The organism is Amycolatopsis sp. cg13 (assembly GCF_041346965.1).
In the GTDB taxonomy this organism is placed as follows: Bacteria; Actinomycetota; Actinomycetes; order Mycobacteriales; family Pseudonocardiaceae; genus Amycolatopsis.
Map to the genome: position 1 here is coordinate 1619257 of NZ_CP166848.1, position 21801 is coordinate 1641057.

At 69.2% G+C, this 21801-nt stretch carries 18 protein-coding genes; 3 read left to right on the plus strand and 15 right to left on the minus strand.

Going from position 1 to position 21801, the window contains the following annotated elements:
- The first annotated feature begins 30 nt into the window (after positions 1–30).
- Complete coding sequence (locus AB5I40_RS07190) at positions 31–3816, plus strand: tetratricopeptide repeat protein (RefSeq protein ID WP_370937635.1); 3786 nt, start codon at positions 31–33, stop codon at positions 3814–3816.
- Positions 3817–4400: 584 nt separating this feature from the next.
- Complete coding sequence (locus AB5I40_RS07195; RefSeq protein WP_370937636.1) at positions 4401–5144, plus strand: hypothetical protein; 744 nt, start codon at positions 4401–4403, stop codon at positions 5142–5144.
- Positions 5145–5256: 112 nt separating this feature from the next.
- Here the strand turns inward: AB5I40_RS07195 and AB5I40_RS07200 are convergent, their stop codons facing one another.
- The 11 genes from AB5I40_RS07200 to AB5I40_RS07250 form a co-directional block, all read right to left on the minus strand.
- On the minus strand, positions 5257–5808 hold the full coding sequence (locus AB5I40_RS07200; RefSeq protein WP_370937637.1) for a hypothetical protein: 552 nt from the start codon (positions 5806–5808) through the stop codon (positions 5257–5259).
- Between the two features lie 94 nt (positions 5809–5902).
- Positions 5903–7441 carry a PucR family transcriptional regulator gene (locus AB5I40_RS07205; protein WP_370937638.1) on the minus strand — a complete coding sequence of 513 codons (1539 nt, stop codon included), beginning with the start codon at positions 7439–7441 and terminating at the stop codon, positions 5903–5905.
- Between the two features lie 108 nt (positions 7442–7549).
- Complete coding sequence (fgd, locus tag AB5I40_RS07210; protein WP_370937639.1) at positions 7550–8569, minus strand: glucose-6-phosphate dehydrogenase (coenzyme-F420); 1020 nt, start codon at positions 8567–8569, stop codon at positions 7550–7552.
- Positions 8570–8645: 76 nt separating this feature from the next.
- Positions 8646–10223 carry a helix-turn-helix domain-containing protein gene (locus AB5I40_RS07215; protein ID WP_370937640.1) on the minus strand — a complete coding sequence of 526 codons (1578 nt, stop codon included), beginning with the start codon at positions 10221–10223 and terminating at the stop codon, positions 8646–8648.
- Positions 10220–11494: a hydantoinase/oxoprolinase N-terminal domain-containing protein gene (locus AB5I40_RS07220; protein WP_370937641.1), complete on the minus strand. Its 1275-nt coding sequence runs from the start codon at positions 11492–11494 to the stop codon at positions 10220–10222. Before AB5I40_RS07220 ends, AB5I40_RS07215 begins: the two co-directional genes overlap by 4 nt.
- On the minus strand, positions 11491–12555 hold the full coding sequence (locus AB5I40_RS07225) for a DUF917 domain-containing protein (protein WP_370937642.1): 1065 nt from the start codon (positions 12553–12555) through the stop codon (positions 11491–11493). The genes AB5I40_RS07220 and AB5I40_RS07225 overlap by 4 nt, the downstream gene beginning before the upstream one ends.
- A 29-nt stretch (positions 12556–12584) precedes the next feature.
- Entirely contained in the window at positions 12585–13730 is a 1146-nt protein-coding gene (locus AB5I40_RS07230; RefSeq protein ID WP_370937643.1) for a M20 family metallopeptidase, read from the minus strand.
- Positions 13727–14665: a DUF1028 domain-containing protein gene (locus AB5I40_RS07235; RefSeq protein WP_370937644.1), complete on the minus strand. Its 939-nt coding sequence runs from the start codon at positions 14663–14665 to the stop codon at positions 13727–13729. Before AB5I40_RS07235 ends, AB5I40_RS07230 begins: the two co-directional genes overlap by 4 nt.
- Positions 14662–15462 (minus strand): alpha/beta fold hydrolase, encoded by an 801-nt coding sequence (locus AB5I40_RS07240; protein ID WP_370937645.1) that lies wholly within the window; start codon positions 15460–15462, stop codon positions 14662–14664. Before AB5I40_RS07240 ends, AB5I40_RS07235 begins: the two co-directional genes overlap by 4 nt.
- 8 nt (positions 15463–15470) lie before the next feature.
- Positions 15471–15908, minus strand: a complete 438-nt coding sequence (locus AB5I40_RS07245) for a nuclear transport factor 2 family protein (protein ID WP_370937646.1) — start codon at positions 15906–15908, stop codon at positions 15471–15473.
- 13 nt (positions 15909–15921) lie between these two features.
- Positions 15922–16929: an LLM class flavin-dependent oxidoreductase gene (locus tag AB5I40_RS07250; RefSeq protein ID WP_370937647.1), complete on the minus strand. Its 1008-nt coding sequence runs from the start codon at positions 16927–16929 to the stop codon at positions 15922–15924.
- 228 nt (positions 16930–17157) lie between these two features.
- On the opposite strand from AB5I40_RS07250, the gene AB5I40_RS07255 reads away from it, so the two are divergent.
- A complete protein-coding gene (locus AB5I40_RS07255) occupies positions 17158–17724 on the plus strand; it encodes a dihydrofolate reductase family protein (RefSeq protein WP_370937648.1) in 567 nt (188 codons plus the stop codon).
- A gap of 27 nt (positions 17725–17751) precedes the next feature.
- On the opposite strand, the gene AB5I40_RS07260 is transcribed toward AB5I40_RS07255, so the two are convergent.
- From AB5I40_RS07260 to AB5I40_RS07275, 4 genes are all read right to left on the minus strand, one after another.
- Entirely contained in the window at positions 17752–18738 is a 987-nt protein-coding gene (locus AB5I40_RS07260; RefSeq protein WP_370937649.1) for an RNA polymerase subunit sigma-70, read from the minus strand.
- A 127-nt stretch (positions 18739–18865) separates the two neighbouring features.
- Entirely contained in the window at positions 18866–19906 is a 1041-nt protein-coding gene (locus AB5I40_RS07265) for an ABC transporter substrate-binding protein (RefSeq protein ID WP_370937650.1), read from the minus strand.
- 35 nt (positions 19907–19941) lie between these two features.
- Positions 19942–20808, minus strand: coding sequence for an ABC transporter permease (locus AB5I40_RS07270; RefSeq protein ID WP_370937651.1), 867 nt, complete (start codon positions 20806–20808; stop codon positions 19942–19944).
- Positions 20805–21605, minus strand: coding sequence for an ABC transporter ATP-binding protein (locus tag AB5I40_RS07275; protein ID WP_370940472.1), 801 nt, complete (start codon positions 21603–21605; stop codon positions 20805–20807). The genes AB5I40_RS07270 and AB5I40_RS07275 overlap by 4 nt, the downstream gene beginning before the upstream one ends.
- Between the last annotated feature and the right edge of the window lie 196 nt (positions 21606–21801).

Consider the following 21801-nt stretch of genomic DNA (forward strand, 5'->3'; position numbering starts at 1 on the left):
CACTCCGTGGAATGGGAACGAGTAGTCGCGGTGACCGGGACGGCTCCCGGCTCCGGCTACGTGATCGCACCATCGCTCGTCTTGACCTCAGCGCATGTCGTGGACGCGGCGGGTGAGCGGGCGACCGTGTTCTTCCCCGGCCAGCGGGGAGTGTTCACCGGCGTGGTCGCGTGGCGTGGCACGCCGGGCGGCAGCGACGACGCGGCTTTGATCGAGGTCGACGGCGCCGGGTGGGCGCCGCCGCTGTCCGGCGCCGTCGATTGGGGCCGCCTGGTCACGCATCGGCCAGGAGCTCAGTGCGAGTGCGGCGGCGTCCCGGATCTTGTCCAGCGTCCTGACCGGGCAATCGACGTTCTGCAACTCACCGGATTCATCAATCCGGGCGACCGAGCGGTCGGTGAGCGGTACGTCATCAATCTCGGCTCTCATCCGCCGGCCGGAAGGTCGCCGTGGGGCGGGATGTCCGGCGCGGCGATGATCTGCGAAGGGCTGGTGACGGGTGTCGTCGCCGCCGAGCCGGCGGATCGTGTGCACTCCGCCCTGGAGGCGGTGCCCGTGTTCGTGCTGTTGCGAGAGCCGGCCTTCGCCGAGATCGTCGCTCGTCACTCGGGTACCACATCGGTGACGTGCGACGCCGTCGAGCTGCGCGGCTTGGCCGATCCGCAGGCACGGTCGTCGGCAGGCGATTCGCTGATGTCCCCTGCCGGGCTGCTGGCGCCTCGCCGGGCAGTGGTTCCCTTCCACGGCCGAGAGGAGACGCTCGCGAAGCTGGATGCTTGGGCGAAGAGCGAGGGCCCTGGCGCGTGGCTGCTGCACGGACCTGGCGGCCAAGGCAAGACGAGGCTGGCCCACCAGTTCGGAGCCAGCCGAGTCCAGGACGGCTGGGCCGTGCTGTGGCTCGACAAGGACGCACCGATGCGGTCTCTGGACGTGCTGGCCGGCGTCAAACCGCCAACCCTGGTCGTCGTCGACTACGCCGAAGGCCGAAGCCAGCAGTTGGCGGCCCTGGCAGACGTGCTGGCGCGGCGTCGATCCTCGGCTCCGGTCAAGCTGCTGCTGATCGCCCGCGCCACCGGCGCTTGGTGGCGCGAGTTGCCGTCGGCGGGCGACGCCATACGGGACGTAGTCGACATCGCACAGGTTTCCGCACTGCCCGCCCTGGACGGCGACAGCGAAAGTTGCACACAGAGCTATCTTGAAGCGGTCACCGCGTTCGGCGCAGCCGCATCCCGCATCAGCGGATCTGACGCAACCGCCTGGAGCGCCGCCGCGGCCGCGATCAAAGAGCGCCCCTTTCGCGGGTTGAAGGCGGAGACCGTCCTGGGTGTGCACATGACCGCACTCGCCGACCTTCTGGACGCGATCGCGGAATCGGCGCGGCCCACGGCGGACGCTCAGCGAGGCCCCGAAGACCGCATGCTTGATCACGAACGCGGCTACTGGCGGATCGCCGCCCTAGCCTCGGGATTGTCCTCGTTCGCCACACCGGCGATGCTCGACGACATCGTCGCTGCCGCGACTGTCGTCGCACCGGACGGCAGAGACGAGCTCGACGACCTTCTGGCGCGAATTCCATCCGTAGCCGACCTTCCGCTGGGACAGCGTGAGACCGTTCGGTTGTGGCTGCTCGCTCTATACCCCATAGCCGACAACGGGAAGTTCGAAGGCCTGGGGCCTGACAGGTTGGCTGAGCGACTGGTTGGCCGGCTCCTTCTCGACCGCGACCGCCCGTGCGTGCTCGAAACACTCGCGGCTTCGGTGTCCGAAGAAGAAGCGCAGGCCATACTCACGGTGACCGCACGGGCCGCCGGACATGCCGCATTCGGCTCGAGGGTTTCCGCGGCCGCGACCGCACTGTGCTTGCGCCACTCCAAATTCCTCCTAGCAGCTGTCGATACTGCTACGCAGGTCGAGGACCCGACGCCACTTATCGATGCTCTCACCGGATTCTCGGAAGACCTCGAGGCGGACAGTTCCACACTGGGTATCCTGGTCTTCGCTTTCCCTGAGCATAGCGAAGTGCTGGCGGATGCCGCTGTCGCTATCACTGCGGCGTCGGTGCGACGTTGCCGCGAACAGTCTCCCAAAAGCAGCGCTGACGACGCTTACCAGGCAGTGATGCTGCAACATCATGCATTGCGCCTCAACAAAATAGGTCGATACGACGACTCTCTCAGCGCAATCACCGAGTCTGTCAAAATCATGCGCCAACTACAGAAAACCCGCCCAGACGCGCCGCCCACCCTCCTTTTCCCTGCTCTCAACACGCTGTCCAGCAGCCTGAAGGGCTTTGGCCGATTCGACGAAGCATTGGATTGCATCGACGAATCGGTACGCCTTCAGCGCGGCAGCCTCGAAGGCAGCGCAATGACAGTTTCAGATGCCCGCTGGTATGCGACGAGCTTGGCGGACCTCGGCAATATTCTCGAGCTCGTCGGCAAGCCAGAAGAGGCAATTGACGCAATAAACGAGGCGACTGACATACGCAGAGCTCTGGCCGCCTATGAAAACAGTGAAGACCTCGCCGACCTCGCCAGCAGTCTCAATAGCCAGTCGAACATTTTGGCGAATTTGGAGCAGCATTCAGAAGCGCTGACCGCAGCCCAGGAATCTGTTGGCATCCGACGACGGCTTGCGGAATCGCATCCCGACGCTCACTCCGCCACCCTTGACATGTCCTTGTACGGCCTCGCGTCACGGCTGGGCGATCTGGGACAACACGAACAAGCGCTTGAGGCGATCACGGAGGCCGTAGAAATCGAACGCCGCCTTGCCGAGCGCCGTCCCGCGGTCTACGCGGTCCGTCTCGCGGAGAGCCTGCGCCTGATGTCGACCTTCCACCACAGCCTGGGCCGCCTTGCCCACGGACTTGCTTGCGCCGCAGAGGCAATTGACATCCAGCGGCGGCTCGCCGCGGACGGACACTGGACTCGCCTGTCCGAACTGGCGGACAGCTTGAGCAGTTTCGCGAGCATCTCCCGCGGCCTCGGGCAAATCGACGACGAACTCTCGGCTCGCCTCGAAGAGATCGAGGTCGAGCAGCGTCTGGTCGAACATGATCCGGTTCACCTGCGTTCACTGGTCCCGGCTTTAGTCGGCCTGTCTGAATGCCGAAAGGAGCGCGGCCAGACAGAGGAAGCACTCGAGGCGATCACCGGCGCGGTCGAGGGCTGCCGGCGACTCGACTTCCTCGAAACGAGAGCACGTTTGGAGCTGCTCGCCGATTTGCTGTGCGACCAAGCGAATCTTCTGCACGACCTTGGCAGGTACGATGCCGAGGCCTCAGCTCTATCAGAAGCGGCCAGCATCGTGCGCTGCGCGAAGCGGGACGGGTCACCAGCCCACTCCGAGGACCTCGCTTCAAGGTTGCTCGTGCTGTCTGACGCCTTGTCCAGCGCCGGCCGGATCGAGGAAGCGGAAGTCAGCGCGAGCGAAGCGGCCGATGTGCTGAGAAAGCTCGATGAGCACCAGCCGGGGGCATGTACGCGCGACCTCGCGACCAGCTTGGGAATACAAGCGCTCCACCTCGAGAGCTTGGACCGCAGACAGGACAGCCTCGACGCGATTGTCGAAGCGGTGGAAGCGCTGCGCCGAGACCGACGCACCGGCACGGTCGATAACCTCCTGTATACCGGGTTCCTCCATCTGCTCGCCGTCCGACTAGCAGAATTTGGCAGAAAAGACGAGGCGATCGCTGCGATTAACGATGCGATCGACGTCGAACAGGAAACGCTCCGCGAGATGTGCCCAGAAAATACCGATAATATTACCGAGTACCAACGCCTGCTTAAAAAGTTGCGCTCCGCAAAACCCTGATGAATCAGGGCCGACTCAGCCGCCGCGTTCTCCCGGTTCGATGCAGACCTTGGCCTGCGACAACCGTCCGCAGTTGTGGTCACGGCCGGAGTTTCCGACCCCACCCCGCCTGTGCCTGGCCCGTTCTCTCCTCGACAGCCGCCGGAGCCGATCTACACAATGTGTGCTGCGGCGTCTCACACGAGAACCCACGTCACCGGTGCAGAACGTCGCCGAAGGCGAAGACGCGCGTCCTCGTACGCGACAGGTCAGAGACGACAATCGGCTGATCCGGTCTAAGGCGTCCTCCCCGCTAAGGGCCTCGGATGTCCAACAAACTGCCCCGTCAGGTTGACCGGACACACTGCTCCATCAGAAGCATCCCCAAGCTCAGGGACGTGCAAGACGGCCACCGGGCACGCATAGCCCACACGAGCACCAGGCTCCGGCTCGGACGCCCGCCAGAGCGCCCCCCACCTCGTCCGGTAATCAATGGGGGACGTCCCCAAGATCCGGTAAGTTATCTGTTATCTCGGGCCTCCGAGAGCGACGGCCCGTTGATTTGGGTCCGGTACGAGGGGAATCAGATGCACAAGGGTTTTGTCATGTCCATCGGCCGTTCGGCCGTGGTGGTCGCCGCGCTCACCGCGCTGGCGGCGTGTTCGTCGGAAGCCACCACCGCACCATCGAGCCCCGCGCCCGCCCGCGCCGAGGTTTTCGGCGCGGCCGGTTACCGCGGCATCGCCCCGGGGATGGCCAAGGAAGCGGCGCTCGCGACCGGGAAGCTCGCGAACGCGCCGGTGTCGACGCTGGACGGCTGCACGGTCCTGAGCTGGCAGGGCGGCCCGGCGCCGGACCAGGCCAGACTGGCCGCCGAGGCCGAGGCGCAGCGGAAGGCCGACGACCTCAACGCCAAGGCGGACGCGGCGGACCGGGAAGCGAAGCAGCCTGCGGGCAGGTCCGCCGCGGAGTTGGCCAAAGCCGCCGCCAAGGACGCGGAGGCGGCTCAGCTGGCGGCGGACTCCGCGATGGCGATCGCCGATCTAGCCGGCAAGCGAGAAGAGCGCGACAAGGCGTTCGCCGCGGCCGGTGGCGCCTCGTTCGGCAAGAACGGCTTGCACGAACTGGGCGCCCCGCCCGACGCCAAGACCGCGGAGGGCATCGGCGCCGGATCCTCGCTGGCCGACCTGCACAAGGCGTACGACGCGCGCGGCCTGAAGGAGGGTCCGGCCGGGCGGTTCGAGCTGACTATCGCGGAGAAGCCGGGGTGGCACTTCGAGTTCACTCCTACGGCCGACGGGAAGGTCGGCGGAGTGGCGATCGCCGAAAGCGCCGCGAAGTGCCGTTGATGGCGAGCTGCGCGCGCTTCTGAGTCCATTGTGGACTTTCGAAGGCCTCCTTGCCGATGCGGCAAGGAGGCCTTCAATCAACTCACTATCCCGACGGCCTTTCGTCCAGGATTCACCCGCTGCCGCACTCGCCGTCATCGCGAATCCCAAGGCAGAAGCTCACCCGCAGCCACCCGAGCAAGGCGAGCCGTTCTTCGTCCTCTTCGACAAGAGAGAGCGTCTCGTACGCATACGCCGCGGCATCCACCCGCCGTCCCGAGAAGATCTCCGCGTAGAGCAACCAGATACCGGACTTGGCCGCTGCCGCGCATTCGGCGGCAAGATCCCGCCCTTCGCGTTCGGCTCGCTCCGACTGCCCGGCCTCGCCGACCAGGAACAGGAGCAGCTCCAGGAACTTGGCGCGCGTACGTCCGCCAGCGCTGCCAGCGCCACGGACACAACTGGAACGGCCGGTTCGTGGACAAACGACGACACGAACACTTGTCCCTCGAAGATCTCGGCGCCGAAGCCACTCGACTCGTCGGCCCGGGCGAGCCGCAGCAGGTCGTCCGCGACGTGCGCGGCTGATCGACCGCACGCACCCCCTGCGGGTGACGGTGTCGGCGAGGCCGAGGTGGGCCGTGATCCGGACGTCGTGGCCTGCCGCGCGCAGCGTCCATGCCATCGGCACCAGGTTGTACAGGCGCTCCCGGCCATTCTTCGGTCGCGTGCGCAGTCCACGGATCGAGATCCAGTGAAACATACCGATCAGTACGGTTTCAGGGCCGCCCCTGCCTGTCTCGCCAGGGGCCGTTGGGAGACACCAGAAGCCGGGTTTGCAGCTCGATGGTGAAGCGTTGCACGGGATCGTCGAGGTCGACCGCGCACAGTTCTTCGATTCGTTGCAGCCGGTACCGGAACGTGTTGCGGTGTATGTGAAGTGCAGCCGCAGCACGGGTGGCGTCTCCGCCGGCGTCGAACCAGCAGCGAAGTGTGTTCAGGTACTCGGCACCGCGTGGGGAGGAGTCGCGGCGCAGTACGTCTAGGGAGCCTTCTAGCAGGGCGGGGCGTTCGGCGGCTACTTCCGCCAGTTCCGCGATCAAGACGTGCGGGAGGAGGTCTGTCAGGTGAGCCGTCACCGGCACAGTTCGGGCGGCCAGTACACCTGCGGCGTGCCGGAGGGGAGCTAGTTCGGCGCGGATTTCGGGACCGGTGGTGCAGGGGCGGCCTAGGCAGGCCACCAGCGGTGTGGCTGCCGGGGCGCGGCGTCGTAGGCGTTCGGTGAAGTCGGCGGGGCCCGAGCCGGGGGTGGAGGGGAACAGGACGAACATGAGGGAACCCAGCACGGCGGTCGCCGTCGCCGGGTCGAGCATTCGGGCGCAGCGTGCCAGGGCTCCTTCGAGGTCGGGGGTGATAGGGCCGAGGGCGGCGAGACGCCATCGACGCGAAGGGCCGAGACGTTCGGTCAGCGCTTCCAGTGATCCGGAGCCCGCCAGCAGGCCGCGCAGTAACTCGGCGCGGATCGTGTCTTCGTCGTTTCGTACGGCGGGTTCGTCGACGAACCAGGCAGCGGCAGCCGTCGACACGTCGTCCAGCAGCCGAGGCACGGAAGCGGACGATCGGCGTGGCGTGCAGAGGACGTAGCCGACGGTCATCCCGGCGGAGTGGATTGGGGCGGCCCAGTGGGGGCCTTCGAGGTGCGTGACGCTTCGTACCTGGGCGAGTCTCGCCCGCAGTTCCGCTGGGACACGTCGGGCGAGCACCATTTCGCCGGTGAGTGTGTCCACCGGTTCGCTGCAGCCGAAAGCGAGCACACGGAAGGCCGAATCGGCGATCACCACGGCGCCGTCCAGCGCGAGGGCCGCGCTTTCGGCGAGATCGTAGAGGCCGCCTGCGGTGGGGGCCGCGCAAAGAGTGCCGAACCCGGACAACAGTGACTGCACTACCGTGCTGATCTCCGTCCACCCGACCTCCGCCACCAGTACTGGCACGGCTGCGGTCGTGAGGTCCACTCCAGTGGGCAGAGTCCGGACGACGAGTGCTGCGGATCCCGCGCGGTCGGCGGCGGTCAAGGCTTGCGCCAGGTCGTCGGCAGCCGGGCGGGGTGTCGTCATCAGCACCAGTTGGTGACGGCCGGGCAGCCGGGCGGGGTCCCACGGCGCCGCCCCGGCCAGCGGGCGGTCCAGGCCCGAGGCGGGGGCCGCCACGCTGAACCAGCCGCGTCGTGCGCTGACCAGGAGGGTCAGCCGGATCGTGCCGTCCGGCGGGGGGAGATCGGCGGCGATCGGTCCTCCTGGCCTGGCATCGACTGCCGTCATCGGGGCCGCTCCTTCCGTCCACGCCACGCTGCGTGGGAGGAAGGCTAAGCAGCGTCCGGAGCGCCGTCAGTGGGCTCACCGCACTGCGAAGACCGCTCGGCAGGGCTCTCAGCCCAGCTTGCGCAACCGCGGCAGGAGATCCTGCCGGGCCAGGTCGAGGAAGCGAGCTTGGTCGGTGCCGGGCGCGTGCAGGACCAGGTCGGTGAAACCGGCGTCGACGTACGGACCGATCCGTTCGACGACCTCGTCGGGATCGGACGAGACGATCCACCGGGAAGCGACCTGGGACGTCGGGAGTTCGTCGGCGACGCGCTCCATGTCGACGGGGTCGGAGATGCCGTGCTTCTGCTCGGCGGTCAACGACAGCGGTGCCCAGAACTGGGTGTTCGCGACGGCGGCCTCGGCGTCGGGGTCGTAGGACAGCTTGATCTCGATCGAGCGCGCGACGTCCGCGGGCTTGCGGCCTGCTTGCTCGGCTCCGGCGTCGACAGCGGGCTGCAGCTTCTCCGTGTACAGCTCCATGCCCTTGCCGCTGGTGCAGATGAAGCCGTCCGCCACTCGGCCGACGTACTTCGCCACCACCGGACCGCCTGCGGCGACGTAGATCGGCAGGGGCCGCGCGGGGCGGTCGTAGACGGTCGCGTTTTCCGTTTGGTAGTACTCGCCGTCGAAACTCACCCGCTCCTCCGTCCACAAGCGACGGATGAGGTCGATCGCCTCCCGCAGCCGGGCGAAGCGTTCCTTGAACCCCGGCCATTCCATGCGGGCGACCGCGACCTCGTTGAGCGCTTCGCCGGTGCCGAGACCGAGCAGGACGCGTCCGGGATACAGCGCGCCGAGCGTGCCGAAAGCCTGCGCCACCACGGCCGGGTGGTAGCGGAAGGTCGCGGTCAGCACGCTGGTGCCGAGCCGGACCCGTTCGGTCCGCTCCCCCGCCGCGGCGAGCCAGGCCATCGAGAACGGCGCGTGGCCGTTCCGGTGCCGCCAGGGCTGGTAGTGATCGCTCACCAGCACCGAATCGAACCCCTGCCGTTCGGCGAGGACGGCCAGCTCCACCAGCGGTCGCGGTCCGAACTGCTCGGCCGATGCCTTGTAGCCAATGGTGATTCGCGCGGTACGTGTGTCCATTCCGGACACTCAACCGGCCGAGCCGCGCCGGGTCATCGTGCACCGCGGACGAACAACTGCCCGCCGTTTTGTGCGGTCAGCTGGATTCGTCCCAGTCGACGCCCGAGGCACGCGTGGCCAGGTGCACGGCCAGGCGGTCGTCCGGATCGCCGAGGTCGACGGACAGCAGCTCAGCGATCCTTTCCATGCGCTGCATCACGGTGTTGCGGTGGACGCCGAGAGCGGCTCCGGCGGCCTTCGCCGACGACTGGAAATCCAGGTAGCACCGCAAAGTACGGACCAGGCCGCCGGACGGGTCTGCCTCGTCGAGCGGTGCGAGCAGGTCGGCTGCCGCACCGCGCAACGGAGCGGATCCGTACCAGCCCGCGATCAGCTTCCGGGCGCTGCCGGCGTCGACGTGCTCGACCACTGCCCGGCGGTGCGAGGTGTGCGCGAGCAGGGCCGCGCGACGGGCCTGTTCGGCGGAGCGGCCGATGCCGGCCGCTCCTGTCTGCGCGCGGCCTACTCCCGCGCACAGCCGCAGCCCCGGATGCTCCGCTTCGACGGCGGCTAGCGTCCTCGCGAGACGGTCGAGCAGCGGGCCGGGATCCGCGGCCTCGGCGGTCAGCCAGAACAGCCATCCCTCGCCGCGTTCGACGAGCCTCGCGTCGATGCCGTGTTCGGCCAGCTGTGCTTCCAATTCCGTCCCCAGCGCGGACATCCGGAGCGCGGCCGGGGTGTCCGCCGCCTGCACCTGCACCGCGGTGTGCCGTCCGGCGAGCCGCCAGCCGAGCGCGGTGGCCCGTTCGACGGTGCGGCGTCCCGGTTCGCCGGGCTGTTCGAGGATCTCGCTGAGCAGGAGCGAACGGCGCCGGTGTTCCCGTTCGTCGCGGACGGCCTCCCCGGCCACGTGCACCGCGAACGACAGTGCCGCGATCGCCATCGCGCGCCTGACCGGTTCGAGCAGCACTCCGGCCGCGAACCGGGGCCGCCGCACCGCGATCCAGCAGACCGCGGGCCCGGTCGCGTCGATCTGGACCGGGTGCAGCATCAGCTCGCCGTCCGTCCCGACGGTCAGGGCGACCGGCCGCGAATCGGCCAGCAGCGCCGGGTCGGCGCACCTGCCGAGCAACGCGTGCACCTCCGGATCGCCGGCCACGAAACGGGCTTCAGCATCGACGAGCGCCACCGGTTCGCCGAGCGTGGCCGTGAGCTGCGAGGTGAGCGCGTTCGCGTCGGCGGGCGGGCGCTGGAAGCGGCGCGAGGCGTCGCCGAGCACGCGCAGGCCCGCGATCTCCGGGGCGCTGACGTAGGGCTCGAACGCGGTGATCACCCCGGTGGGAGTGATGTCCTCGACGCCGATGAGCGGCAACGCCAGCCGGTCAGCGAGCCTGCGGGTGGCGAAGGGCACCGGCCGGTGCGGGCGGGCCGCGACGATCCCGGACAGGCCCGTGCTGCCCGCCAGCCGGATCGCGAGATCCGCCACTAGGTCGTCGAGGACGAGCTGGTCCCGGCCGAACACCACGACGCTGCGCGGGGCGAGTTCGGAAATCTCGTGCACCGCGGAACCCGCGACGACCGCCCCGACGGGCCTCTTCAGCCCGGATTCGCCCGCGAGCACCTCGTAGTGCTCGATCAGGTTCAGGTCCAGCAACTGGGCGAGAGTGACTGTCATGGCGCCACCGGTTCGAGGATCGGTCCCACCGCGGTCGCCTGCAGGCGCGCGGCCGGCACCGGAACGTAGGTCATCAGCGCCTCCTTCACCGGGGTTTCCCGCAGGGTGCGGGGGTCGGCGCCGGCGCGGATCGCGGCGTCCCGGGCCAGCTGCCGGGCGCGGGCCGCCGAATCTTCCCTTCCGCCGGCGCCCTGCCAGAAGATCCGGTCGACCGAGCCCGCCGCTTCCGCGGTCGCTGCCCCCACCGCGGCCGCGAGATCGGCGTCCGGCGGCCGAATCGCGTCGGGCAGCGGCCGGTCTCCGATGAGTACGACCGGGAGATCGTCGTGTCCGTACCGCGCGCGGGCGACCGCTGCGGGGAGAGAACCCTCGCGGTCCAGCACGGTCAGGCGCGGGAGGCGCCAACCGATCCGGATCCCGCCGAATTCCCGGTGTGCGCCCGATTCGGGAAGCAAACCGCCGTGCGTCGTCCCGACGACAGTCTGGCTGCCGGTCGCATCCACCACCACAGCCGCGGGCACTCCTGCCAGCCGGGCGGCACCGTGCAGCAACGCCGCCCGGGCCGCCCCGAGGCAGGCCGTGGCGTGGCGCTGCGCGGCGAGTTCGGGCAGCACCGTTCCGTCGCCGCGCACCAGATACAGCTCGGCCTTCGGATTGTGTTTCCGGACCGCGGTGCCCAGTTCCTCGATCCGGGTGCGAGTGAACTCGGCCAGGGATGCGTCGAGTACGGCGGTGTTTTCCCGTTCCAGCAAGCCGATCGCTTCTGTCTCGCTGCCTTTCCGCACGGGGACATCCGGGCCGAGCACTTCGGCGAGCAGGGTCGCGGCCTGCTGTTCGTGGTCGGGGTTTTCCAGCCCGTGGACTCCGGATACCGCGACCGCGCGGACATTTCCCACGCACCGGCGGGCGAATTCGGCTACCGCAGGGAGGTCCAGGGGCGCCGACGCCGTGCCGTCGTATTCGTGCCCGCCCCGGACCGTCGCGACTGGTCCCGCGAGCGCGGTGGACATTTCGACTGGCCAGCCCGCCAGCGGCGGCAACGCGGTCGCGCCGCCGATCCGCAGGATCCCGATCCGAGATCCGGTGGGCACGGGTTCCGGCAGGATCGCCACGACCCGGTCGACCGCTTCGGCATCGACCTTCGCCAGGAGCGCGTCGAGCAATCGCGCTGCCGAGCCGGTTCCGCGATAGGACGCCACAATTCGGCTCGTTTCGTCCAACGCCGCGGCTCGGCCGGAGACCGCGTCAAGCCCCACTCGCACCACGCTCATCGGGCACCGGCCAAGGATGTCGAACCGTCGAATCGCACCGGATCGACGGCGTAGCCGAACGCGCGCGGCCCGGCCGCAGCGTGTCCTTCGGGCGTGTGCCACCGCTCGTCGACCGGGCTGGCGAGCACGTGCACTTCCTGGCCGACAGCGAGGTCGACGGTCTGCGTCAGCGCGCTCGTGTCCGCGTCCGCGACGGCGATCAGGTCCGGGACCGTGGCCAGCACCGTGCCTTCCCGGCTGACGATCAGGTTCTCGTTCTGGAAGTCGATCCGCGCGAAGCCCTCTGGGGTGTCGAGGGAAACCACGCCGCGCGGCCAGCCGTCCGAGGAGTGCTGCAGGACTTCGGCGACGGTTCCGGTGCACACCAGGCGTCCGCCGCAGGCGCGCAGGTACGGCTCATACCCGGGTTCGGCGAGCGCAGCGCCGATCCGGGCGCACTCGCTGATCGACCCGACGGCGCCGAGCCGCGCACAGTCTCCCGCGGTCACCCGATATGCGCTGATCAGCGCCACGAGACCCAGCGGCGGCAGCACGGCCCGCACCAGCTCGCCGAGCACGGCGTCGGAGCCTTGGCTGAACTCGGCGACCACCCCGGAGCCGCCGACGACGGTGATCGGCGAGACGGAAAACCCGGCCAGCCGCAGCAGGGTCAGGTCGATCGACGGCAGGGTGCGGCGCATCAGGTCGAGGTCGAGGCACGGCAGCCCGAGTTCGGCCGCTACGGCCAGCGGGACGGCCACGTTGACGCTGCCGAGCTGGATCGGCAGGACCGCCGCGCACTTCCGTCCGGCGCGTGCTTCCACCGCCGTCCGGAGAGTCTCCGCCTCGACGGTGCTGTGCGCTTTCTCGACGAGGGTGTGCGGGGTTCCGCCGGACACCACGGGGAGGACGAGGGCGTCCGGCGGCAGTTCGGCCGCCGTGACGAGCGGGATCGGCCCGTGCCGCCGGACCGCCGCGACCAGGAGCTGCTGCCCCAGGTACGGGTCGCCGCCGCCTCCGCTCCCGAAGTGCACGGCGCCGCGCACCACGTCGTCGATCGCGGACTCGGCGACGTGCTCCATGCGCAAACCTTAACCGGCGTTGTGGCTGCTCATGAGGTCGCGACACCCCGGAAACCGGCGTACAGCCGGGCGAAAGCGCGAGCGGCGGCGGTCAAATCGGCGACCGGCACGTACTCGTCGGCGGTGTGCGCGACGGTCATCGATCCGGGTCCGTATACGACGGTCGGGATGCCGAGCTGGTTGCGGAGGAACCGCGCGTCCGTGCCGAGTTTCAGCCCGCGGACCGGCGCGTCGCCCGCCGCCCGGCGGACCTCGGCGACGAACGGGTGGTCCGGGTCCAGTTCGGATCCTTCGGCGAAGGCGAGGACGTCCGCGTCGTAGTCGAACTTGCCCGCGGCGTCGATCAGCCCGGTCACGGTGGCCAGTGCCTCGTCCCGGGTCTGGCCGGGCAGCACGCGCCGGTCGATCCGCACCCGGCATTCGGCCGCCACGATGTTGACGGCGGTGCCGCCTGCGATGGTTCCCGCGTTGGCAGTGGGGGTGCCCAGGAGCGGGTGCTCTTTGTCGCCGAAATCGGCCAGGTGGAGCGCGGAGACGATCCGTGCCGCGTCGGCGACCGCGGAGTGTCCGGCCGCCGGGTCGCTGCCGTGTCCCGCCCGGCCGCGCACCACGATCTCGACCATCAGCGAGCCGCGTTCGGCCACCCCGACCCGCAGCTCGCTCGGTTCGGGCACGACGGCCGCGTCGGCGTGCACGAGCCCGGCCGCGACCAGCGCCTCGGTCCCGAACCGGCCGCCGGTCTCCTCGTCGGCCACGAGGTGGAAGACGATGTCCGCGGGCGGCACGATTCCGGCGTCGCGGCAGGCGCGCATTCCCTCGATCGCCGCTGCGATTCCACCTTTCATGTCGCAGGCGCCCCGGCCGTAGAGCAGCCCGTCCCGGACCAGGCCGCCGAAGGGTGGCACTGACCAGTCCTCTTCGGACACTGGCACGACGTCCACGTGCCCGTTGACCAGCAGCGTGGGGCCCTCGCCGGAGCCGATGCGACCCACGATCGACGGGCGGCCCGGCTCGGGCTCGAAAATCTCCACCTCCGCACCCAGTTCGCGCAGGGCCGTATACAGCGGTTCGACTACCGGACGCTCGCCGCCGGGCGGATTCTGTGTGTCGCACCGGACCAGGTCCGCGGCCAGTTCGGTCACCCTCGCGGTCTGGACAGCGGCTGCGGGGTTCATGCTGGCTCCTCGATGTCCGCGGTGATCGCGGCGAGGGCCTCGTCGTCGAGAAAGCCCAGCGGGGCAAGCCCTTTCGCGAACCCCAGCAACGCGGGCCGGAACGCCACGACCTCCGCGAAGAGGTCGGCGGCCTCCCGGTGCCGTCCGGCGCGGGCGAGCAGGACCGCGCGCCAGAAGTCGGCCTCGCGGTTGTCCGGCCCGATGACCTCCGCCGCCGACGCGAGGGCGCTCAGCCGTTCGTCCAACTCGCCCGGCGAGACACCGTCGAACGGTCCGAGCGTCAAGCCGCGCGCGAACATCACCCCGCCGACCTCGCCGAACGCCCGCGAACGCGGGAGAAGCCGCACCAGTTCGGCGAGCGGGTCCGGGTGGTCGTCGACGCGCAGATCGACGACGACCTCGTTCCACGGCGTCGGACCACGACGGCCGGACACCACCAGCAGCGCGGCCGACTGCGAACCGCGCACGTCTCCCCCGGCGCCGTCCGCGGCCTGCAGCCCGGCGAGGATGCGGTCGGCGAGGTCGCCGTCCGCGGTCTCGAAGGCCTTGAGCGCGGCCTGGCACACGTCCGGGGCGGCCAGCATGTTCCCTTGCACCGTCACCTGATGCCCGCGCGCGGAACCGGCGTGCGGGGCGCACGACTCGCCGGTGTGCGTACCCACCGAACCCCGCGCGTCGACGATTCCCAGCTGGCGGTACGCGGAATCCGGGTCCTCGGCGACCAGCAGGTCCACAGTGGACGGTGCGGGTACGCCCGCCCGCAACAGCTCCAAGCCGCGCGGCCCGTAGTCGACGTTGACGAACGCCTGGGTGGCCACCGCGCCGACGCCCGCCTCGGCCCAGGGCAGCAGCGTGCCGACGCCGAAGAAGTGGGTCTGGGCGCCGACGCCAAGCTGTCCGGTGACCGGATCGCGCGCGACGATCGAGTACGTCACGGCCTTCCTTCCTCGGCGGTCGCGAGGTGTTCCCGGAGGAGGTCGGCCACCTGATCGGTTTCCTCGAGCATCGGCAGGTGACCCGTCCCCTCCAGCACCTTCGCCGTGCCGCCGGTGGCTTCGGCCAGTTCGCGCGACATCGCGGGCGGGCAGGTCGGATCCTCGGTGCCAGCGACCGCCAGCACCGGAGCGGCAACCTTTCCGGCCAGGTGCCGGATGTCCGCGCCGAACGCTCCGTAAAGGATCTCGGCGACCACCGTTGTCGGCCGGGTGCCGACGGCCTCCGCCATCACTTCCCTGATGCGCGCCGAGTCGCGGTGCTTTCGGCCCACGATCTGCGGGACCTGACCGGCGAAATACCCCGCAGTCCCCTCGCTCTCGAGCTCGCGCACCATCGCGGCGATCGCCTCGGCCGGAACCCCGGTGCCCAGCGTCGAACCGAACGTCGCGACGCTGCGCACGCGTCCGGGATGCAGTGCCGCCAGCGCGACGCTGATCGTGCCGCCGAGAGATCCTCCGGCCAGATGCACCTCGTCCAGCCCGAGCGCGTCGAGGACCGACAGGACGTCCGGAACGTAACCTTCCTCGACGGTGAACGGGCCGGTCTGCCCGGAGTTTCCGTGCCCGCGCAGGTCTGGCGCCACGACCGGCCGGTTCAACCGCGCGGCAACGTCTTTCCAGACCACCGCCGCGGAGTTGATCGGATGGAGGAGCACGAGCGGGACGCCGGGCCGGTCGTCTTTCCTGCACAGAACCGACAGCTTCCCGGTCCGTCCTTCGACGCTGACGCGGTCCAAGTCCGGCCTCATTCCGTTCCGTGCTTGGGCATCTGCGGGTCCTGGACGCTGACGTGCATGTGCCAGATCCGCCAGTCCGGGCCGCCCTTGCCGTCGTCGCGGCGGAAGAATTCGGTGGTGCGGAACGGAGTCGGGACCGGGTCCTGCTGGCCCGGGGCGAGCACGTCCGCGGTTCCCTCGGCGGTGAGCAGCGCGACGTCGCCGAACACCTGGACGTCCGGGCCGACGGTGTCCTTGATCGCGGTGATGCTCAGCCCGATTTTCGCGGCGTTGACCCACAACCGGTGCTTGTCGAGGACGCCGTGGTAGGTGTGGCCGTTGAGGTTGAACTGGTGGTAGCCGTCGCCCTCCGGGAAATACTGCAGCATCCGGTCGGCGACGAGGCCGACGTTCGCCTCGTACCAGCCTTCGTGCACTTCGAGGATCCGCTCGCGGTCAGTGCTCATTGGTCGTGCCCTTTCAGTGAGTGAATTCGCCGGTCAGTTCGCCTACTGCGGCAAGGGTTTCTTCCGCGCCGTCCGCGACGACGGTCGCGATGGCGACGTTGTCCGCCCCCGCGTCGAGGTATTCCTTGAGGCGTTCCCGCGCGGTGTCCTGCCCGCCCACGACGCCGAAAACGTCGAGCCAGGCGTCCGGCATCTCGGCCGCGACCACCTCCGGACCGCCACGCGAAAGCAGGTCCGCGAGCTGTTCGTTGGCCCCGACCGCGCCGAACAACGGTCCCGGACCAGTCGCGGCAAGGTAAAAGGCGAGAACCGCCTTGAGCGCTTCCCTCGTGGCGGCCGCCTGCCCGGGATCCCGCGTGACGTTGGCCGCCGCGAGAACCGTGATCGTGATGTGCTCGTCCCGACCGGCCGCGCGCGCCGCCTCGTCCAGCTTGCGCCGCGCGCTCCGCACGTATTCGACCGGCGCGAGCGCGCTCACCAGCAGACCGTCGGCCAGCCGTCCGGTCAGGTCGAGCCCCTTGTCCCCCAGCACCCCGGTGAACAGCGGCACCTGCTCCGGAACGGGGTGCGTGATCGCGACCTCGCGGAACGCGGCGAACCGGCCCTCTTCGTTGATCGTCTCGCCGCCCAGCAACCCGCGGACCGCGGTGAGGGTTTCGCGCAGGGCACTCATCGGCGACCGCTGAGTGAGCCCCATCTGCGCAGTCCAGGCGGGAACGCCGTGCCCGATCCCGGGCATCAGCCTGCCCGGGTAAGCGCGGGCCAGCGTGCTGATCTCCATGGCCAGCAACGCCGGATGCCGTACGACCGACGACACGACCCCGATGCCGACCGGGAGCCGCGACGTCGCCCCGAGCGCCAGCGCGGCGCCCGCGATGCCGCCGAGGAAGAAGTAGTCCTCCGGCAACCACAACTCCCCGAACCCGGCGGCTTCCGCGGCGGCGGCCTGCGCGCCGATCTGTTCCGGCGGAGTGGTGCTGCCGAGCAGCACACCCAGACGGCTGCGAGAGGTGCGGGTCATCGGCGGGCTCCTGTCGTGCGGGATCACAACGTCGAGCACGACGGTAGGGAGGGCGGCGGGTTCGGTGCTTCGGGCTGGGTGACGAAACGGGGGAAGTCAGGTGGTGCACGGTGCACTATGGAGAGCGGGTACGTTGGCGCGGCCTCCTGCCGACGCGCTTGGCGCACCGATGAGGTTTCCGCGCCTCACCCGTCTGTACCTGTGAAACCCGCGCACAGGAGGACTGGCATGACACGGAAACTGGCCTACGGCATGAACCTGACCCTGGACGGCTACATCGCCGCGCCCGGGGACGACATCGGGTGGAGCGGGCCGAGCGACGAGTTGTTCCAGTGGTGGCTCGACCGGGAACTCGCCAACAGCCTGTCGTTGTACGGGCGCAAGCTGTGGGAGACGATGAGTTCCTACTGGCCGACCGGCGACCAGCAGCCGAACGCCACCCCGGCGCAGGTCGAGTTCGCGCGGAACTGGCGGGACACGCCGAAGGTGGTGTTCTCCTCGACGGTCGGCAAGGTCGGCTGGAACACGCGGCTGGCGACCGGCGACGCGGTCGGCGAGATCACCCGGCTCAAGGCCGAGGACGGCGGTCCGATGAGCATCGGCGGTGCGACGCTCGCCGGGGTCGCCATGCGGGCCGGGCTGGTCGACGAGTACGTCGTGGTCACCCATCCGGTTCTGGTGGGCGGCGGCACGCCGTTCTTCACCGCGCTGGACCGCTGGGTGAAGCTGAATCTGGTGGAGACGCGGACGTTTCCCGGCGGTGTCGTGCTGAGCCGCTACGAGACGAGGCGGTAAGCACTGGCGATTCGTCCAAGACGGGCCTCACAGTGTCGGGGGCAGGCCCAGCCAGGGCTTGCCGGTGACGTCGAATCCGGTGAGCTCGGCGATCTTCCCGTCGACGATGTGCAGGACCGCGACGTTCAGCAGCCGGTGTTCCGGGGCACCGGGAGTCCGGAGGTACAGCGCCGCGGCGGGCATGCGGTTGACCATCGTGGCGATGCAGCGCCAGTCGTCGTAGCCGCGCTGGAAGAGTCCGGCGGAGACCCAGCCGTCGACCGCGTCCTTGGCCGTCCTGGTCACGGTACCCGGATCGGGCAGCATCGCGAAGCGCAAATCGGCGCGCAGCAAGGACATCAGCCCGTCGATGTCGTTGCGTTCATGGGCGTCCATATAGGACTTAACCACGCCGCGTTCGTCGTCCGACAGCTCGTCGGGGCTGCGCCAGTCGAGGCGGCGGCCGGGCAACTGCTCGCGCATCGTGCCGCGTGCCCGTTGCAGTGCGCTGGTCACCGATGCGACGGTCAGCTCGAGAGCACTCGCGGCCTTCGACGCGGGCCAACCGAGGGCGTCGCGCAGGATGAACACCGCTCGTTGCCGCGGCGGCAGGTGCTGGACGGCGACGATGAACGCCAGTTCGATCGTCTCCCGCGCCACCGCCGATTCCTGCGGGTCCTCGGGCAGCATCGGGTCGGGATAGGGCTGCAGGTACGGCAGCTCGGAATCGGGGTACAGCACGGGCGTGCGGTCGGTGCGCTTGTCCAGGAAATCGAGGCAGGCGTTGGTCGCGATCCGGTACAGCCAGGTCCGCAGCGCGGCGCGGCCTTCGAACGACTCTCGCTTGTGCCACGCCCGCAGGAACGTCTCCTGCGTCAGGTCCTGGGCGTCCTCGTAATTCGCGAGCATCCGGTAGCAGTGCACCTGCAGCTCGCGCCGATGCCGCTCCGTGACGAGCGCGAACCGCGCCGGGTCGCCGGATCTGACCGCCGCGATGAACGTGGTCTCGTCGGTACCCAGTCTTGCGTCGGTCATGGTCGTCCATCCTTCCACCGGTGCGAGGGAGCTACCAGGATTGACGACGCGGCGGGCGATTTCTCATCGGTCGCACCGAACTGCTGTGCCCAGGCACCACAGGGCACCCGGGCACAGCAGCTCCGCATCAATGCACCGCGGTCACGAACTTGTCCGTGTAAGTCTTCCCGAGATCGATCTGCTTGCCCTTCACATCAGGATTGAACGCCTGCAGGACCGTCAGGTTGGTCTTCGGCCCGTCCGGCGGCATGATCCCGGTCGGGTTGTAGATGCCCTTCTCGTTGTCGAATGCCTTGGCGTAGGCGTCTTTCCCGGACCCGGCGTAGTAGTCGGCAGGCATCACGTCGGCCAGCTGCGCACCATTGTGGCCCTGGATCCATTTGAGGGCCTCGACATACGCGTTGACGAGCTTCTGCACCACCTGCGGGTGGCTGTCCACGTACTTCGTGGTCATGTACAGCGACGTCGCCGGATACTGGCCGCCCAGCTGCTGCTTCGTGCCCGCCGCGGTGCGCATGTCCAGCAGGACGAACGCGGCGCCCTGGGCCAAGGCCGTGGACACCGTCGGCTCGGTCGTCATCGCACAGTCGACGTTGCCGTGCTGCAGGGCACCGATCAGCGTGGCTCCGGCTTGCACGCCCACGCGGTGGATTTTCGTCGGGTCGACGCCGTTCTTCTGCGCCAGGTACTGGGTCAGGAAGTCCGTGGAGGAACCGAGATCGGTCACGCCGAGGTTGCGGCCGGACCAGTCGGCCGGCGAATGGATCTGGCCGCGCACCTCGTTGCGGCACAGTTCGACTTCGCCCGGCGTGGTCAGCATCGACACCACCGATTCCAGCGACTGGCCGAGGCCCTGCATGGCGATGGTGTGGTCGTAGAACCCGCCGACGCCGTCGACCTTGCCGGCGACCATGTTCGTCGTCGCGTCGACTCCGGCTCCCTCGTCCTGCAGGGTCACGTTCAGGCCTTGCTGCTGGTAGAAACCGAGCCGCTGGGCGAGCATGAACGGCAGGTAGATCTGCTTGTTCAAGCCGCCGACCATGATGCTCACCGGGGTGCCGGTCCCGCCGGTGGAGCTGGTGCCTGCGTTCTGGCTCGCGGTCGAGGCGCAGCCGGCCACGGCGAGCAGCGCCGCCGCGAGCACGGCCGCCAATTTCTTCGCGGACACGGGGATCTCCTTTGTTCGAACGGACAATCGGGGGGTCACAGGTCCGGACCGGACAGCTGGGCGGGCCGCCAGCGCAGCAGCCGGCGTTCGAGGCGGGTGATCAGCCATTCGGCGATGAGCGCGACGACGCCCATGATCACCATCGCCGCCCAGACGCCGCTCGCGTCGAACGTGCCCTGGGCGTTCTTGATCAGCACGCCGAGACCCGCGTAGCCGCCGAGGAATTCGCCGACGATCGCGCCGATCAGCGCGAACCCGAAGCTCACGTGCAGGCTCGCGATGATCCAGGTGAACGCCGAGGGCAGCACGACCTGCCGGGTCACCTGCCACCGCGAAGCGCCGAGGATGCTGGCGTTGGCGATGAACGTCCGGTCGACCTCGCGAGTGCCCTGGAAAGCGTTGAAGAACACTCCGAAGAACACCAGCACGATCACCAGCAGGATCTTCGATTCGAGGCCGAGGCCGAACGCCAGCACGAAGACCGAGCCGAGCACGATCCGCGGAATCGCGTTGAGCACCTTGATGAACGGGCCGAACACCTCCGACAGGAACCGGATCCGGCCGAGTGCGATGCCGCAGACGATGCCCAGCACCGTGCCGATCGCGAAGCCGATCAGCGCCTCTTCGATCGTCGTCCAGATCTGGCTGCCGAGCGATCCGAGCGCGGTGCCCTCGGTCACCCACGACCGCAACCGGTCGAAGATGCCCGACGGAAGCCCGTACAGCACGATCGCGTGCTGGTCTCCTTGCACGAGCAGCTGCCAGCCGCCCAGGATTACCACCAGCACCGCTGCCTGGACGGTGTGGACCAGGAAGGCGTGTGTCCGGCGGCGCGAACGGCGAGCAGCGGCTGCGGCAGCGCCAGCGGCGGGGTTCGCGGGCGAGTCCACTTCGGTCGTCATGCGCCCGCCTCCCCGCTGATCCGGGTGGTCTGCGCGTACGCCAGGTCGACCTCGGTGCGCAGGGCGTCCCAGATCCGCTGGTACAGGTCGACGAACCGGCGCTCGAACCGGATTTCCTGCACCACCCGCGGGCGCGGCAGGTCGATGGCGAACCGGGCCTTGACCGTCGCCGCCGGGCCCGCGGTCAGCACGACCACCGTGTCCGCGAGCGCGATCGCCTCTTCGAGGTCGTGGGTCACGAACACGACAGCGGGACGGGTAAGTTCCCACAGGGACAGCAGTTCGTCGGACATCTTCGCCCGCGTCTGCACGTCGAGTGCGCTGAACGGCTCGTCCATGAGCAGGATCCGCGGCTCGTTGATGAGGTTCTGCGCGAGCGCGACCCGCTTGCGCATCCCGCCGGACAGCTGGTGCGGGTACCGGTCCTCGAACCCGCTCAGCCCGACCCGGCGGATCCAGTCCCGCGCGCCGGACACCGCCGCGGCCTTGGCCACGCCGCGGAACCTCGGGCCCGCGGACACGTTGTCCAGCACCGTTTTCCAGGGCAGGATCGCGTCGGTCTGGAACATGAACCCCACCCCGGGCGTGATGCCCGAGACGTCCGCGCCGTGCACCCGGACCGAGCCGGTCGACGGCTGTTCCAGGCCCGCGACGAGGGTCAAGGTGGTGGATTTGCCGCAGCCGGTGGGTCCGACGACCGCGCAGAATTCGCCGGGAGCCACCTCCAAGTCGAGGTCGCGCAGCGCGGTGTAGGGCTCCGGGCCCGCGGTGGCGAACTGCTTGACGACGTCCCGCATGGCGATGGCGGCGCCGGGCGGTCCGGATCTGGGTGCGTGCACGGTGGCGTCCTCTCGATCGGGGCCGATTCCGTTCGAGGGAGGCTAAGAAGCGCCGCGGCGCGGCGGAATGTTGCGTGCGATACCAGCGATCAGTGCGCTTTTCTCGGTTTCTGCTCATTAAGTGCACGCCGGACCGGACGATCCGGGCGTACCG

Bases quoted from the DNA above. Each gene is read 5' to 3' on its own strand.
- AB5I40_RS07215 (WP_370937640.1), bottom strand. From the start codon at position 10,223: ATGACAGTCACTCTCGCCCAGTTGCTGGACCTGAACCTGATCGAGCAC.
- AB5I40_RS07255 (WP_370937648.1), top strand. From the start codon at position 17,158: ATGACACGGAAACTGGCCTACGGCATGAACCTGACCCTGGACGGCTAC.
- AB5I40_RS07200 (WP_370937637.1), bottom strand. From the start codon at position 5,808: ATGGCATGGACGCTGCGCGCGGCAGGCCACGACGTCCGGATCACGGCC.
- AB5I40_RS07250 (WP_370937647.1), bottom strand. From the start codon at position 16,929: ATGACCCGCACCTCTCGCAGCCGTCTGGGTGTGCTGCTCGGCAGCACC.
- AB5I40_RS07260 (WP_370937649.1), bottom strand. From the start codon at position 18,738: ATGACCGACGCAAGACTGGGTACCGACGAGACCACGTTCATCGCGGCG.
- AB5I40_RS07225 (WP_370937642.1), bottom strand. From the start codon at position 12,555: ATGGAGCACGTCGCCGAGTCCGCGATCGACGACGTGGTGCGCGGCGCC.
- AB5I40_RS07245 (WP_370937646.1), bottom strand. From the start codon at position 15,908: ATGAGCACTGACCGCGAGCGGATCCTCGAAGTGCACGAAGGCTGGTAC.
- fgd (WP_370937639.1), bottom strand. From the start codon at position 8,569: ATGGACACACGTACCGCGCGAATCACCATTGGCTACAAGGCATCGGCC.
- AB5I40_RS07205 (WP_370937638.1), bottom strand. From the start codon at position 7,441: ATGACGGCAGTCGATGCCAGGCCAGGAGGACCGATCGCCGCCGATCTC.
- AB5I40_RS07270 (WP_370937651.1), bottom strand. From the start codon at position 20,808: ATGACGACCGAAGTGGACTCGCCCGCGAACCCCGCCGCTGGCGCTGCC.
- AB5I40_RS07230 (WP_370937643.1), bottom strand. From the start codon at position 13,730: ATGAACCCCGCAGCCGCTGTCCAGACCGCGAGGGTGACCGAACTGGCC.
- AB5I40_RS07275 (WP_370940472.1), bottom strand. From the start codon at position 21,605: ATGCGGGACGTCGTCAAGCAGTTCGCCACCGCGGGCCCGGAGCCCTAC.
- AB5I40_RS07220 (WP_370937641.1), bottom strand. From the start codon at position 11,494: ATGAGCGTGGTGCGAGTGGGGCTTGACGCGGTCTCCGGCCGAGCCGCG.
- AB5I40_RS07195 (WP_370937636.1), top strand. From the start codon at position 4,401: ATGTCCATCGGCCGTTCGGCCGTGGTGGTCGCCGCGCTCACCGCGCTG.